The 13,507-nt window shown below is 55.9% G+C and carries 12 protein-coding genes and 2 pseudogenes; 10 read left to right on the top strand and 4 right to left on the bottom strand.

What is annotated here, in order from left to right; genetic code table 11:
- Positions 1–437 precede the first annotated feature (437 nt).
- Complete coding sequence (locus DY926_RS16720; protein ID WP_158552077.1) at positions 438–1,007, bottom strand: 3'-5' exonuclease; 570 nt, start codon at positions 1,005–1,007, stop codon at positions 438–440.
- A gap of 212 nt (positions 1,008–1,219) precedes the next feature.
- Here DY926_RS16720 and DY926_RS16715 point away from each other — a divergent pair, with 212 nt between their 5' ends.
- The 5 genes from DY926_RS16715 to DY926_RS16695 all read left to right on the top strand — a co-directional run bounded on the left by DY926_RS16715 (position 1,220) and on the right by DY926_RS16695 (position 3,686).
- Entirely contained in the window at positions 1,220–1,918 is a 699-nt protein-coding gene (locus tag DY926_RS16715) for a PD-(D/E)XK nuclease family protein (protein ID WP_158552074.1), read from the top strand.
- Positions 1,919–1,936: 18 nt separating this feature from the next.
- Positions 1,937–2,521 carry a hypothetical protein gene (locus DY926_RS16710; RefSeq protein ID WP_116704365.1) on the top strand — a complete coding sequence of 195 codons (585 nt, stop codon included), beginning with the start codon at positions 1,937–1,939 and terminating at the stop codon, positions 2,519–2,521.
- Positions 2,522–2,796: 275 nt separating this feature from the next.
- On the top strand, positions 2,797–2,961 hold the full coding sequence (locus DY926_RS16705; protein ID WP_116704369.1) for a type II toxin-antitoxin system HicA family toxin: 165 nt from the start codon (positions 2,797–2,799) through the stop codon (positions 2,959–2,961).
- Positions 2,962–3,057: 96 nt separating this feature from the next.
- Entirely contained in the window at positions 3,058–3,303 is a 246-nt protein-coding gene (locus DY926_RS16700) for a type II toxin-antitoxin system Phd/YefM family antitoxin (RefSeq protein WP_116704364.1), read from the top strand.
- On the top strand, positions 3,300–3,686 hold the full coding sequence (locus tag DY926_RS16695; RefSeq protein ID WP_116704363.1) for a type II toxin-antitoxin system VapC family toxin: 387 nt from the start codon (positions 3,300–3,302) through the stop codon (positions 3,684–3,686). Before DY926_RS16700 ends, DY926_RS16695 begins: the two co-directional genes overlap by 4 nt.
- Positions 3,687–3,729: 43 nt before the next feature.
- Here DY926_RS16695 and DY926_RS16690 read toward each other — a convergent pair whose 3' ends face one another.
- A complete protein-coding gene (locus DY926_RS16690) occupies positions 3,730–5,790 on the bottom strand; it encodes a phospholipase D family protein (protein ID WP_116704362.1) in 2,061 nt (686 codons plus the stop codon).
- 356 nt (positions 5,791–6,146) lie between these two features.
- Here DY926_RS16690 and DY926_RS16685 point away from each other — a divergent pair, with 356 nt between their 5' ends.
- Entirely contained in the window at positions 6,147–6,971 is an 825-nt protein-coding gene (locus DY926_RS16685) for a hypothetical protein (RefSeq protein WP_116704361.1), read from the top strand.
- Between the two features lie 87 nt (positions 6,972–7,058).
- The gene (locus DY926_RS17165; protein ID WP_148707846.1) at positions 7,059–7,739 is read left to right on the top strand and encodes a P-loop NTPase family protein; all 681 of its coding nucleotides are present in this window, start codon (positions 7,059–7,061) and stop codon (positions 7,737–7,739) included.
- Between the two features lie 64 nt (positions 7,740–7,803).
- Here the strand turns inward: DY926_RS17165 and DY926_RS16680 are convergent, their stop codons facing one another.
- Complete coding sequence (locus DY926_RS16680) at positions 7,804–8,883, bottom strand: IS5 family transposase (RefSeq protein WP_116704368.1); 1,080 nt, start codon at positions 8,881–8,883, stop codon at positions 7,804–7,806.
- A 332-nt stretch (positions 8,884–9,215) separates the two neighbouring features.
- On the opposite strand from DY926_RS16680, the pseudogene DY926_RS16675 reads away from it, so the two are divergent.
- The 3 genes and pseudogenes from DY926_RS16675 to DY926_RS17155 all read left to right on the top strand — a co-directional run.
- Positions 9,216–10,469: pseudogene (locus tag DY926_RS16675) on the top strand (IS701 family transposase); the annotation flags it as partial.
- A 206-nt stretch (positions 10,470–10,675) separates the two neighbouring features.
- Positions 10,676–11,398: a hypothetical protein gene (locus tag DY926_RS17160; protein ID WP_148707845.1), complete on the top strand. Its 723-nt coding sequence runs from the start codon at positions 10,676–10,678 to the stop codon at positions 11,396–11,398.
- 4 nt (positions 11,399–11,402) lie between these two features.
- Positions 11,403–12,416, top strand: a complete 1,014-nt coding sequence (locus DY926_RS17155; RefSeq protein ID WP_148707844.1) for a hypothetical protein — start codon at positions 11,403–11,405, stop codon at positions 12,414–12,416.
- A 290-nt stretch (positions 12,417–12,706) separates the two neighbouring features.
- On the opposite strand, the pseudogene DY926_RS16670 reads toward DY926_RS17155, so the two are convergent.
- Positions 12,707–13,426, bottom strand: a pseudogene (locus DY926_RS16670) (IS3 family transposase); the annotation flags it as partial.
- Positions 13,427–13,507: the final 81 nt, after the last annotated feature.

Genomic DNA, 13,507 nt, shown 5'->3' with positions numbered 1-13,507 from the left:
CGTCAGGAACGGGATGCTGTCACCCGTGCAGTTCGAACAACAGCAGATTTTGAATGCTCAAGGCGTCTAGAAAACTAGGGGCTATTCATATTCAAACCCAAAAACTGTCCGAACAGACGGGTCCACCTCTCGTTCGGGGCAGGGGCACCTCAGATGGGTGGACTGGTATAATAATCGACGCCTGCTGGCGCCAATCGGCTACAGGCCTCCCGCAGAATCTGAACGGGCCTTTTATGCAGATCAGAGCAGGCTTGATGTCGCAGCCTGATTACTGAACAAATCGCTCTCCGGTAAACCCGGGGCAGTTCAGATTCCGTTTTCAGCTTGGCGTGGGATTTCGTTTCTTCCCTCAAACACCCAACCTGACCTGATGCATTGAAAATGCGCAGTCAGTGACGACAATGCTGTCATTGCGCAGGGCTGATCATACGACCTGATCAGGCTGGCGGGTCTGGCGAGGCGGGTACACCCGCGATCGCGCTCCATATGCGAAACAGCGACCATGCATCGTACAGCGCGCGGTGGCGCACCCTGTTGCACGCATCTTCATCGGCTTCATGATGATTGACAATCTGCAATGCCATACGTGCCTGTACCGAGCGGGACGCGGAATGATCGAGTAGCGGCCCTACCGCCTCGGCATAGGCAAGTTGCACCGGTAGCAGTGGCGGAGCTGCCAGTCCTGCCGTATCGCACAGCATCGATAGCCACGTGCCATCAAATGCCGTCGCATCGCTGACAACCCGCCGCCCGCGCGCGACCTGCACGAAACGATGGGCGACATCCTGCGCCGCCTTCCCGTGTGCATGCAGCATAGTAAGCGTCAGGCCATGTAGCCGTGCCGCCTGCGTGCACCATTCGGCCCACCCCTCCTGCGGACGGACAAGATGGCTTTCAGACACCCCGTCCTGCGTTACCCATGCGACCTCAATGGGGAATCCTCCCTCGTGCAGGGACGATGCCTCTACATCGACGAACAGGAATGGGGCCGGAACATGTCGTGTCATGGTACAGGCAATGTCCAGCGCAGGCGTGCCCCTGTCAAACCCCGGATGTCGGGAAAATGCAAACAATCCTTCCTGCAAGGCGGGTAAGGAAAAACGTTCATTCCGTTTTTTGCCCTTCGCTGCATATCAGTCATGCCTTGGAACATGGATGTTTCAGTTCCCCCTTTCCATCAGAATGTCGCCGATACGACAGGAAAGGTAGCATCAAGGCAATGATGGCATATGAGCATGAGCCCGTAATCGCATGGCTTCCGCGCATCATGGGACTGCTGCGCCATACGCAGGCGCGGCCCCTGCCAGACCAGGCCCCGCGACAGGTTCAGGCATGGCTGCACCAGGTCATGCCACATGTGCGTAATGCCCGTGCACAGGGGCACGCAATCAATGTCTGGGACGTGGCAAACCTGAAACACGACGAGCAGCGCAACGCCAGAGTTCTGGCATGGTTTCTAGACCCGCGTGGTACCCATGGCTATGGCGCTGCGGTCCTGCACGGGGTAATCGAACTGCTGCGCCGCCGCATGGACCTGCCTGCGGATGTGGCAGGAGACGGGATGCTGCACGCAGCGGGGGTCCTTACGGAACACTGGCCGATGGCAAGTTTGCGCAACCGGGTGGACATTGCCATTGACGGGCAGGATTTCACGCTGCTGGTCGAGGTCAAGATCCATGCCCCGGAAGGTCCCGACCAACTGGCCCGCTATGTCGAGAGCGCGCAGGCCAGGCGTCGTGCGATGGGACATGCATGGGCGGGCGTTCTTTACCTTGCCCCCCGTCTGCCGGAGCGAGTTCCCCCAGGGGTCGCCTGCATCGACTGGCACGATATCGCCACCATCCTGCGCCGCCTGCCCGCCACGGGCTTCAACGGCATGCTGGCGCGGCAGTTCGCGAATCACATCGACAGTTTCTGAATATACAAGGATCATGACATGAATACGCCTGAACTCAATGCTGCCCTGATTGAAAATCTTCCTGACATCGAACTGACGCTACGCCATGTCGAAGCCCTCGATAAGACCGTAGACACTACGCTCAATGCCATGACGGCGGACTGGATCAAGGAACATGACTGGCGCGGCGATACGCGGGAGGATGAATTCTGGCTGGCGGCCTCCGAATGGAATGATCCTGGTTGCGCGGATGAAGATGTCGTCTTCTACCTGCAGTGGACTGATTTCGACCCAGTTGATGACAGCGAGATCACAGTGATATCGCGGCTGTGCCAGAATGGTTATGGGCGCGCGGGGCTGGAGCTCTGTCACAACTTCAAGGCCAACAAGTGGAACCGCATCCTGCCTGAACTGGTGGAGCTATTGCAGGATACTGGCTTCGTACTGCATGAAAAGCAGTTGATCCTGCCGTTTCGCGTGGACAGGGGCGTCCTGGTCCGAGGGGTGGCGGACAATGACCTAGTTGATGGCCTGCGACAGTTCCGCGAAACGCTCGACCGGCTTGTGGCATGCCAGCCCGCACTGGCAAAGGTAGTCGCACGGTTGCGGCAGGAACTTGACTGACACACGGCGCGACCCAGCAACGCTCCTCCATCAGGGAATGGCCAAGGACGCTGAACATACATATCCCGATTTGCGCTGATGCGCTGAACTCAATCGTCCTGACGTGCAGGCAGTACCCTGTTGTGATGGATTTCATGGAAGTAGCGGGCACGAGTGAAATCAGGGAATGTATGGGTCGTGTGCGCGCAAACCCCGCCGCGATGTAGTCGGACCTGTGTCTGGAGATCGATACCTATGAGTACACGTTGCAGGGGTTGCTGCTGCACTATCCCGTGATGACCATAGCGGATGGCGGCGCGTGTTGGAAGCTGGATCGCGTGCGCGGTTCATATAGCGTCTTCAAACATCCGTCGCGACCAGGGATCATGGTCGTTTCTCATCCCAGAAAGGATCTGGGCACCAGGGTGATTGCCGCCATCTGCAAGCAGACGCGGGCATGATGATACGATCATCGTTGATGAGATCGACAAAAGCTGTTTTCTTGCTCATTCAGTCCAACTTGACTAAGTTGATTTGACCAAGCCAAAGAGTGTCCCATGCGAACCGTTAATATCCATGAAGCCAAGACGCATCTGTCCCGGTTGATCGACGCTGCAATGAAAGGCGAGAGCTTTATCATCGCCAAGGCCGGTAAACCGGTTGTACGGGTGAGCCCTATCTCCGCTCCGGACCAACAGCACAAGCAACGCCTGGGCTTCCTTGCAGGCAGGATGCAGGTGCCGGACGATTTCGATCACATGGGACAGGACGAGATCGGTTCGCTGTTCGATGGGCAGGCATGAGGCTTCTGCTCGATACCCATCTGCTCCTCTGGGCGACTGGAGAACCTGAGAAACTCTCCGCTGACGCCAGGGCTCTCATGGAAAACCCGGAGAATATGCTGGTGTTCAGTGCCGCCAGTCTGTGGGAAGTCACCATCAAGGCCGGACTTGGCCGGGCAGACTTCCAGGTGGATCCGCACCTGTTGCGACGCGGCCTCATCGAGAACGATTACGGGGAACTGCCTGTTACCAGCCAGCATGCCGTGGCGGTCGGACAACTTCCCGATGTCCATCGCGATCCATTTGACCGTATTCTGGTCGCCCAGGCCACGGTGGAGGGCCTGCCCCTCCTGACCCATGATCCATTCGTGCAGGCTTATCCAGGTCCCATCCGGGCCGTCTGAGAGTTGAAACCGGATGATCATGCGTGCACGCATCGTTGTTGGCTTATCCGGGTTTCTTCCAGGCTTTTACGACACGCCCCAGCAGGGAGGTATTGCGGAGTGGTGAGAAGCCCAGTTCTTCTTTCATGGCCATCAGGTCCAGTTTGACCGTATCCGCGATACGGCCCTTGAAGACGAATTCCGGCACGGATTTCTCGAAGGCCACAGCCTGGCGAATGTCACCGCCAAAGCGCATCCGCATGAAGCGCCTGTCCCGTGACAGGGTGATGTTTTCGGGGTGGCTTCCGATCATCTCGACAAGAACACGCTGGAACTGGATGGCCCGCATTGCCTGATAGGTCCGGTAAGAGAGCGGACAGGCCCAGTCGGGGTGGGGAGAAACGTTCTGCTCCAGCAGGGAAAGCAGGATGCGTGAGGAGATGGTGAAGGCATCCGGAATGGTCTTGCCCGTATCCTGATCCATCTTGATCCGCATGGCGCGGATCTGGGGGAGCATGAGGGTCAGATACTGGCGGTAAAGGGCAGTGCCGATCTCCTTTTGCAGACGGCGGGGGCTTTCCGTCTGGAGCGCACGACTGTCGGGCAGGGAGGCATCGATATGGCAGGTCACCATCCGCTTGGTAAGATCGGCAGAAATGCTGGTGACATCCTTGTTGGTGGTCAGGACGATCGGGGCATAGCGTTCGGCCATGTCATGATCGGTACGGACCATGTCCGGCACGTATTTGCCCATCCGGTCAGGCGTGACATCGTCGATCAGCAATGGAATGGCTCCTAGCCCATGGCGTAAGGCCAGTGCGCGCTGCGCAGTAAAGTCTGATGAGCGGATGCTCTTGACGATCCCGAACATGGATTGGGCGATGATCCGCGTGAACAGGGTCTTGCCCCCGCTGGAGCGGCCATACAGAACGGCATAGGGCGGATAGAGCCACGGGTCGATATGGTTGATGACGGCCCCCTGCCGCAGGAAAGCAGCAAAGGGAGCCATGTAGAGCCAGACCAGAAAAGCCCAGTAGGACGCCATGACACTCTGGCTGTTGCCATAAAACGCCGCGAAACTGCTGATATAGCTGACCAGCATACGCGCATCCCGCGCGACCTGCCCGGCTGGTATGGTCTCCTTTTCCGATAGCCATAACCGGTCATTCAGATGGACTTCGCCCGTCCGGACCGATAGGGTCGCGTGTGGGATGTCATCTGCCGGACGATCTGGTGCGGGCATGTTGTTGCGGGCCTGCAGAAAGGTTGAGACCGTTCTGGGCGTGACAAGGGCCACGCCCTTGCGGTTCATGGGCAAGGGCACGGTTTCCAGTTCCTGTCGCAGGCGCTGTGCCATGCGCAGGGCTGTGGTGGAAAAGCCGTCCGGCATGGGCATGCCACCCTGTTCGACATGCGCAAGCCCGGCCCGGATGGCACGAACGATGGGTACATCCTCATAGGGGATCGGGTCCGTCCGGATATCCGCCTGCCCTGTTTTCGCAGTCGGAGAAACGCCGATCAGGATTTCGTCTTCAATCGGCACGCTCTGTTTGTAATCGCGTTGGTAATAGTCTTCGAACACGTGCCATGCGGTTGGGTCATCAAAGGTGACGATCACTTCACGCTGGCGGGCATGGAAAGCGGACAAGCTGAGATTGGCGGACCCCGTAACCACCCGGTGGCCATCGGGGCCGGACAGAAGGTAGAGCTTTTCATGACTGGGGCGGCCGGTCAACAGCCGGAAGCGTAGCGTGCCATCATGCAGGCGCGGCAGGAAGAGGCTGCTGCGTGACCCGAGAAGCTGGCGCAGGCCTTCCACAAGGGATTTCTGGTCTGCCAGGCAGTCCCGGAATCCGTAGTCTTCAAAAACCTCGCAGGCCTGGACAAGGGCCAGGTGGGTTTTGGTCAGGATATGCTCAGCGCCGAAGATGATTTCCATGTCTTCGAACTGTTCGGCAAGGTCGAGCAGGAATTCCAGTGAGCTGGAAAAGGTAATGGCTCGAAGCGTGGAAAAACCTGCGAACACGTCCAGCCAATGCTGCTGGGCATGCGCGTCCAGTCGGGCCTGAAAGACAGTCAGGGACGCAGGCTGTTGTGCGGGCAGGTTGGAAAGTAGATCCGTCATGCAGGGCTCCGACAGGCATGAAGAGGATAAGACTACCTACGATTGCGCGACTGAGGACCAGCGTGGGATCACGATAGAGAGAAAAGTCACTTTTTTGGGTTTTGGTGATGCCTGTTGCCACACAGCGGTTGAGGGCGATGGAGACAGGCATCGGCCTGTAGGCGGATGTAATCCGCGCGAAGCGCAAACCGAAAGGTTTGCATTTGTATATGGACTTAAGAATTTTCTGTAGTCGTTCTGTAGTCCTTCTGTGGTCGTGGCGTAGCCGAAACGTGGTCTTATTGTAATCGTGGTGTGGTCGTGATATGCCTCTGGCAGCGCCATGAGGCGCGCTCCAGTGCGGTCGGGAGGTCAGGATGTCTGCGGCAACCATCGGTGTTGAAGGTGCATTGGCGGTGCTTGAGGAAGCATCCGGGGCGCTATCGCTGCGGACGTGGATGGAGCGTCACCGCGCGGAAATCCTGCGTCATCGTGATGGTCGTCGCATTGACTGGGTGGCCCTGTGCCGCTGGTTTTCGGACGTCGGACTGGTGAATGCGCGGGGGCTCGCACCTACCGTCAGGTGCGCCAAGATGACGTGGTACCGTGTCGGAAAATGGATGGAGGCACGTAAGGAACGGGCCAGTGTCCGTGCCGAAGAAGCAGCACGGACAGCGACGTTCAGGGAAGAAGCCGAGCAGCTCACCAACCAGGCGCACATCCATAGGGAGCGTGTGAAGCCCGGGGCCGAACTGAAAGAAAAAATGGAGCAGGCAGAGCGCGCGGCGGCCTCAGCACGCGAAAAGCGGGAACGTGATGAAAGGGATCGCGTACAACAATCCCGGCAAGCGGAGTTTGATGCCCGGAAAGCCTTAGAATCCGCGCCTGTCGTGGCCACCACACCGCCAGGACAGTATCCAAAACAGAAGATCCTGAGCGATGAGCGCGGCATGGCGCTTCCGCCGTGCGAGGAAGAGAATTTCCCGCCTGCCAAAAAGGGCGAAATCAGCGGCGCAACAGGAAATCCATGGGAGTTTGATGACCTTCCGGGCTACCCGAGCAAGTGGCATTTTGAATATGAACTGGACTGGGTTCGCGTCGTCTCGCGCATGCTACGCCAGCGTCATGAAACAAACCGTACCATGACGATGGATGAGGAAGATGTCGTCATGTGTGGGCAGTCCTACAAATACGTCATCTGATCTCCCCTGTCCGGACCCACAACCGGATGACGGATATTCCCATGAGGCAGGCAACAGGGTTTGTCCATCATGAGGAGTCAGTCATCCATGAGTGCTGGAAATTCAAAAGCTGAGAGCACCACCAGCTATCGCGCCGTATGGCGTCTGGGACGCGGTCGTGGAGGCGGCAGCCTTGGTTGCGCCATAGTGGCGCATAATGCGATTAACGCAGGACGCCCCGTCCTCGTCGCGGACGGGGACGTAAACAACCCCACACTTTCCCGGATTTTAGATCCTAAAGGCCCCAACGGAATCGAACGTCCCCGGAATGCGGAACTGGAGACAAGCAAGACGTGGCTGGCCACGGCTCTGGCAACCGCTATCAGCCGCCAGTCGTCAATTGTCATTGATATCGGCGGCGGGGATCGCGTCAGTGAAGAACTCGCCAACGAGGTGCCTCTGGGCGACTTCCTTAAAGGAAACGGATTCATCCCGACCTTCATGTATTTTACCGGACCAGAACGGGATGACTTTGATCATGCTTACCGCATCTGGTCATCTTCGGCATTTCGTAGCGTAGATTCCATTCTTGTCATGAATGAAGGGCTAAGCCGAACCCACAGCAAGCAGGCCGACCCCTTCAAGTGGGTGAGAAGCGATGAGCGCTACCGGGAAATGCGTCAGGCGGGCGTCCTTCCAATAAAGATGCCTGCTCTGACCTGGAGTGATCGAAGAACCGTTAATTGGTGTGCCTTGCTTGTGATTTTGAGCCTTTGGCCTGCTGATTGACGTTTCTTTGGGTCACTTTTGATCTGCGTTTTGAGCAGATTGGGAGCTGTTACCCGCTTGATAGCTACGCTGTGGTGCTGATCCGCTCCAAGAAGAGGAAGCGGCGCATGTTGTAGACGATATTGGCGAGCCCGATCCTCATGGTGGCCCGGGTGATACCGACAGTTCGGATGAACAATCCCATCTGCGATTTCTGATCGGCAAAGACATGCTCGACGCGGGATCGGATCACCGACTTCCCTGCATTAGATTGCTGAATATGCCGGGGCATAGGTTTGAGATGCGGCTTTTTCCTGTGAACCTTTGAGACAAAGCCGTGCTTTTCCATGAAGTCTTCATTGGCTTTTGAGCGATACGCCGTGTCAGCCCAGACACTTGAGGCCGTATTGGTTTTATCCAGCAGGCCCTCGCGTAGTCTGGCGCCATCACTGGCGGCGGCATGCGTCGTTTTCCATTTGCGGATGAACCGGAACTTCCGGTCGATGGAGATGTGCGACTTGTAGCCAAAGAACGGGATGGCGAGGTCCGTTGCTGGGATCGTTCCGTCATCCTGCCGTTTTGCTTTCGTGAATTTCAGTGTCCAGCGCGCATGACGATCCTTATGCGACAGTTTTGTCGGCTTGTCCTGCCAGTCCTGTGGGATCCGTCCCTCCCGAAGACCGGCTTTTTCAGCGTTCGTATTACGCTGCTTTGGAGCAGCCACCAGTGTTGCATCAAGGATCTGTCCTGACATCGGCAGATAGCCCGCGTTGCGCAGGGTCGCGTCAAATCGGTCAAACAGTCTTTCAATTGCGCTCGCCTGGGTCAGGCGTTCACGGAACAGCCAGAGTGTTTTGGCGTCCGGCACCCGATCTGAAAGCCCCAGACCAAGGAAACGCATGAAGGAGAGGCGGTCGTTGATCAGATACTCCGTCCGTTCATCGGACAGATTGTTCAGCGTCTGGATCACCAGGATCTTGAACATCAGTACCGGATCAAATGGCGGTCGCCCGCCTTTACTCCCAGTTGAATAGGCCAGAGCCTGCTCTAAATCAGGGCGGAACACTTCAAAATCCACAATCCGGGAAAAAGCTTCGAGCTGATCACCAAGCCCGCTCAATCGCGCAAGCCGCTCTTCAACATCAAAAAAGCCAGCCTGCTTCATGATCAATGCCCCCAATCAATGCAGGAGTAATGGAATCACAAAGGCAGGCCCAAAACCAGAGGGTTCTTCGAACCCTCCACCTTCACGACCCGGAAGAAGGTTCTTTATCCGCTCTCACTGACTGTCGCTTAGACCATACCGTCGCATTCACACTCTCCCCGTCCCAGAAACAGCAAGAAAACATCACAGATCAAAAGGGAGTACAAGCGGCATAATCCTCCCGCTTAACTGACGACACGCCCTAACACTACTTTGGCAGAAAATTTGGGATAAGGATTCCCAACGGGTGCGATCAGTGATTCATGGAAGACCCGCTGTAGTGGGAGCTGGCGATGAACACCGACTGGCGATCGGATCTGGAAGTATGGCTTGCGCCATTTCTGGCGGCCCTGGGTCACAAAGCGCAGCGGGCGATGTGTCCGGCTTATATTGCAGGCCTGATCGGACCTGGTGACCGCAAGAGCGTGCAGCCTATGGCTGCACGCAATGGCGATATCCCTTATGACCGGCTGCATCATTTCGTCAGTGCCGGTGTGTGGGACAGTGCGCCACTTGAGGCTGCTCTGTGGCGTCATGCTGACCATCTGGTGGGCGGCGAGCGTTCATGGCTGATCATCGATGATACCTCCCTCCCCAAAAAGGGAGAACATTCTGTTGGCGTAGCGCCCCAATATGCTTCGACCCTGGGCAAGAAAGCGAATTGTCAGACACTGGTGTCCGTGACACTGGCTTCGCGTGAAGTGCCACTGATGCTGTCACTCCGTCTGTTCCTGCCCGATATCTGGACAGCAGATCCGGCACGCCTGAATCGGGCTGGTGTTCCACTGGAACATCAGGGCTCCAGGACCAAACCGGAGATGGCGATCGAAGAGATTGATCGCCTCTGTGCCGCAGGTGTCCGTTTTGGCTGTGTTCTTGCGGATGCCGGTTATGGCCTGTCCGCCCCGTTCCGTCAGGCCCTGAGTGCGCGGGGCCTGCGCTGGGCAGTCGAGATACCACGCCATCAGAAAGTCTATTCCACCGATGTGGAGCTGGTGTTTCCGGCCAGAAAGCGCGGCCCATCCCGGATGCATCCGGTACCGGACCAGCAATCTGTCCCTGCCCATAAGATACTGGAAACTGCAACATGGCGCAGGGTCAGTTGGCGTCGCGGGACCAAAGGTGGCCTGGCGGCCCGCTTTGCAGCCATGCGGATACGCGTTGCAGATGGTCCAGCCCAGCGTATCGGTGGCCGGACGGCCCAGCATATGCCCGGGGAGGAAGCCTGGCTGATTGGCGAGCACCGTTCCACTGGAGAACGGAAATACTATCTGTCCAACCTGTCTGCCGACACCTCCCTCAGGCTACTGGCCGCTGCGATCAAAGCCCGATGGGTCTGCGAGCAGGCGCATCAGCAACTCAAGGAGGAACTGGGCCTCGATCACTTTGAGGGGCGATCATGGACAGGCCTGCACCGACACGCCCTGATGTCCATGATGGCCTACGCCTTTCTCCAGTCCCGGCGCCTCACGGCGGTCGGGCGGAAAAAAAAGAGTCACCGGCCCACCACCACAGCCCAGTCTGCCAGCAATACGACAGGCCATTCTTGATCGCATCCTGCGACCACCCATCGGGCAATGCCCCCACTGTGGAAACCTTCTACTCCAGACCTCGCAACACATTCTGCCAAAGTAGTGCTAAACATCTCGCTTGCGGCGGATGGGACAGAATGAAATGTATGCTATAGGAAGTTGTCCTTACTGACCGGATGGATTAAAAGCAATTGGGTAATCTAAAGTGATAAAATACGCCAATGGAACAAAAAGCTAACATGGGAGAAACAGCTGAAGCAGCGAGGCAATTAGCAACTACGCATTACGCAAAATCTGATGAGCCGCTGTATCTCGCAGCTGTTGGACAAGCCTTACGAGGAGAAAGACTCTGGCCTATCGAGGGCGAAAGTCGTTCATTGAAGGATTGGCTGAAGACGCTGGAGCCGCACCTCTATGTTCTTCAGGATGAGATAAAGCCAGCGCGAATTGCGATTGCTACGCCAGAGAGAAAGGAAGACGTTCAAAAAATCTTTCAAGGATTGCAGCATGCGGATTTACTGAATACGCTGGCTCGGCCGATATTGATCGCTTTCTGTGTGCAAGGAAACGACAATAATCCAGTGTATGTAACCAAGCGTCCGCCGTTTCGTTATACATTGGTTGAGCCTGATGACCGCACTAATTATCACGTTATTCCTTCAAATCTGCGTTTACCAGGATTAAAGTTCACATCGATCGCCAGGATGAATCCTGACGAGGTCGCGAGCTTAGGCGATCGGATACAGCAGTGGGCCGAGCAGACCGGCGTTGCACTAGATACTATGACACAAGCAACTGCAGAAGCTGCAACTTCTGCTCCAGAGGAAGTTGCCGTTGGCACGATGTCAGCGCTTGATCGCCTTATTGCTGCTCAACGACAAGACTTGCGTGATCGACTGGTGATCCCTGCCGACATTGCAGCATTACTTAGTCGACACCGTTAATCTTATGAAGGACGACCAGAGACGACAGCGACAGCGACAGCGACAGCGACAACGTGCTGCCGCGATTCGCGTATCGGAAACAAAAGCGCTTATTATTGTATTAGGCATACCACAAGCATTGGTCGGAGAGGTCAAACAATGGGTTTCCTCCAGTATGAGTCGACCAGTCAACGTCCTAGCCGTCCCGGCTACGAACGACGACAATCGACCATATAATTCCGCCCAAGTTAGCCAAGTATTTCAAACTGCTGTCAAATACGCTGAACGCAAACGTAGAGCTGAACAACAACCCGCACCAGCCTATATCATGCTGCTTTATGTTCCTGGACAAAACGATGAAGCGGCACTTGCACCGTTTGATTTTTTCGTTTTCCCAGTGCCGCTTCATATATTATGTAATTTCGACAACGGCAGGCAACTGCGCCACGATCATGACAAAGTCAAGCAAGCAATTCAAAATGCTCTTAACCCTACCTCAGAGAATATGCGATCATTCCAGGAAGTGCAGAAACGCGTCAATGCCGTACGAGATGCAGAGCCTCTGCAATTGCCTCCCGAAAACTTCTTTATCGACAAGGATATAGCGATCAGGCAGATTTTTCGCATGTTACGACGTGGTGAACGTCCGTGGGACGACATTGTGAAAGAGCTAACTGCCCAAGAATTCGACAAGGATCGCTTGCCACGTCTTAAAAAAGGTATCCGTCGGCGTGCATATCAAGATGCACGCGGATTAGTCTTTCTACGCGCTGAGTTACGTGAACTACATGGTGCCAATCGGGAGCTATCGGATGCAGAAAATATTGAGGAAGATGCCACGTCATTGTTACGGGGCTCATTTCGTTTTGGGTGTCCGCTCCTCACGGGCTTTCATCATGATGTCCAACTTGAACACAATCGACCGCTCAACGATATAACATTCAAGTGTGGTACTACGCACAATGTTAAATGTGGCAACGTCTACATTAATGTTTACCCCAACGATATTGTTAGGGGGAAAAAATTGGCCGCTCTCTAGATATCTAGACTTACGACCACAAGAATCTCACCGTCCTCAACTATCCCCCACTAATCGGTCAGCAAAAGCTATATAGCCTGCTGCGACATTCGGCCTAGCCGAGTGAAGGGCCTTCCAGCCGTCGATTTCCAAGGCTTACACCTCGGTGCTTTTGCCAAGCTGTGCTTGGGTCTGCGAGTGTGATCATAGCGCCGTACGATAGATTGATAACCACTCTAATAGCCGAACTGAAAAAATCAAGAGATTTTAGTCTCGTGTAACCTTGTCTCCTGTGAATAGCCCCTAGTTTTCTAGACGCCTTGAGCATTCAAAATCTGCTGTTGTTCGAACTGCACGGGTGACAGCATCCCGTTCCTGACGTGCTTGCGCACCGGGTTATAGAACATTTCGATGTAGTCAAACACGTCCTGCCGGGCTTCCTGGCGCGTTTTGTAAGTTCGACGCCGGATGCGCTCGCGCTTGAGCGATGAGAAAAAACTTTCCGCTACAGCATTGTCGTGGCAATTGCCGCGTCGGCTCCTCGAGTGTTCCAGATTGTGAGCCCGTATGAAGGCAGTCCAGTCCATGCTGGTAAACTGACTGCCCTGATCCGAGTGGATCAGCACCCGGCTTTTGGGCTTTCGTCGCCAGATGGCCATATGGAGCGCCTGCAGTACCACATCCGAGGTCTGGCGGCTCTGCATCGACCAGCCCACCACACGACGCGAATAAAGGTCGAGTACGACTGCAAGGTAGGCAAACCCTTCCATGGTGCGGATGTAGGTGATGTCTGTGACCCACACCCTGTCGGGTGCCTCGACATCAAACTGCCGGGCCAGCGTGTTGTCGATGACCAGAGATGGCCTGCCACTATGGCTACCTGGCCGCCGCCTGTAGCCAATCTGCGCTTTGATGCCAGCCAGTTTTGTCAGGCGTGCCACGCGGTTCGGACAGCAGATCTCGCCCTGATCGAGCAGATCATCGTGCAGCTTACGGTAGCCATAAACCCTGCCACTGTCGTTCCAGGGGTCACGACACGAAAGTGTACTTTACGTACGCTTAGAGTGAACCCAACAAGAACGTTGAGGCTGTTCTGCTGAGAGTTCGATAGA

The organism is Komagataeibacter melaceti, from assembly GCF_003403295.1.
GTDB classification, from domain to species: domain Bacteria; phylum Pseudomonadota; class Alphaproteobacteria; order Acetobacterales; family Acetobacteraceae; genus Komagataeibacter; species Komagataeibacter melaceti.
This window is presented reverse-complemented; position numbering and strand designations above follow the sequence as displayed.

Coding starts and splice junctions, on each gene's coding strand:
- DY926_RS16710 (WP_116704365.1), top strand. CDS start 1,937: ATGAATACGCCTGAACTCAATGCTGCCCTGATTGAAAATCTTCCTGAC.
- DY926_RS16700 (WP_116704364.1), top strand. CDS start 3,058: ATGCGAACCGTTAATATCCATGAAGCCAAGACGCATCTGTCCCGGTTG.
- DY926_RS16690 (WP_116704362.1), bottom strand. CDS start 5,790: ATGACGGATCTACTTTCCAACCTGCCCGCACAACAGCCTGCGTCCCTG.
- DY926_RS17160 (WP_148707845.1), top strand. CDS start 10,676: ATGGAACAAAAAGCTAACATGGGAGAAACAGCTGAAGCAGCGAGGCAA.
- DY926_RS16695 (WP_116704363.1), top strand. CDS start 3,300: ATGAGGCTTCTGCTCGATACCCATCTGCTCCTCTGGGCGACTGGAGAA.
- DY926_RS17155 (WP_148707844.1), top strand. CDS start 11,403: ATGAAGGACGACCAGAGACGACAGCGACAGCGACAGCGACAGCGACAA.
- DY926_RS16705 (WP_116704369.1), top strand. CDS start 2,797: ATGACCATAGCGGATGGCGGCGCGTGTTGGAAGCTGGATCGCGTGCGC.
- DY926_RS16720 (WP_158552077.1), bottom strand. CDS start 1,007: ATGACACGACATGTTCCGGCCCCATTCCTGTTCGTCGATGTAGAGGCA.
- DY926_RS16715 (WP_158552074.1), top strand. CDS start 1,220: ATGATGGCATATGAGCATGAGCCCGTAATCGCATGGCTTCCGCGCATC.
- DY926_RS16680 (WP_116704368.1), bottom strand. CDS start 8,883: ATGAAGCAGGCTGGCTTTTTTGATGTTGAAGAGCGGCTTGCGCGATTG.
- DY926_RS17165 (WP_148707846.1), top strand. CDS start 7,059: ATGAGTGCTGGAAATTCAAAAGCTGAGAGCACCACCAGCTATCGCGCC.
- DY926_RS16685 (WP_116704361.1), top strand. CDS start 6,147: ATGTCTGCGGCAACCATCGGTGTTGAAGGTGCATTGGCGGTGCTTGAG.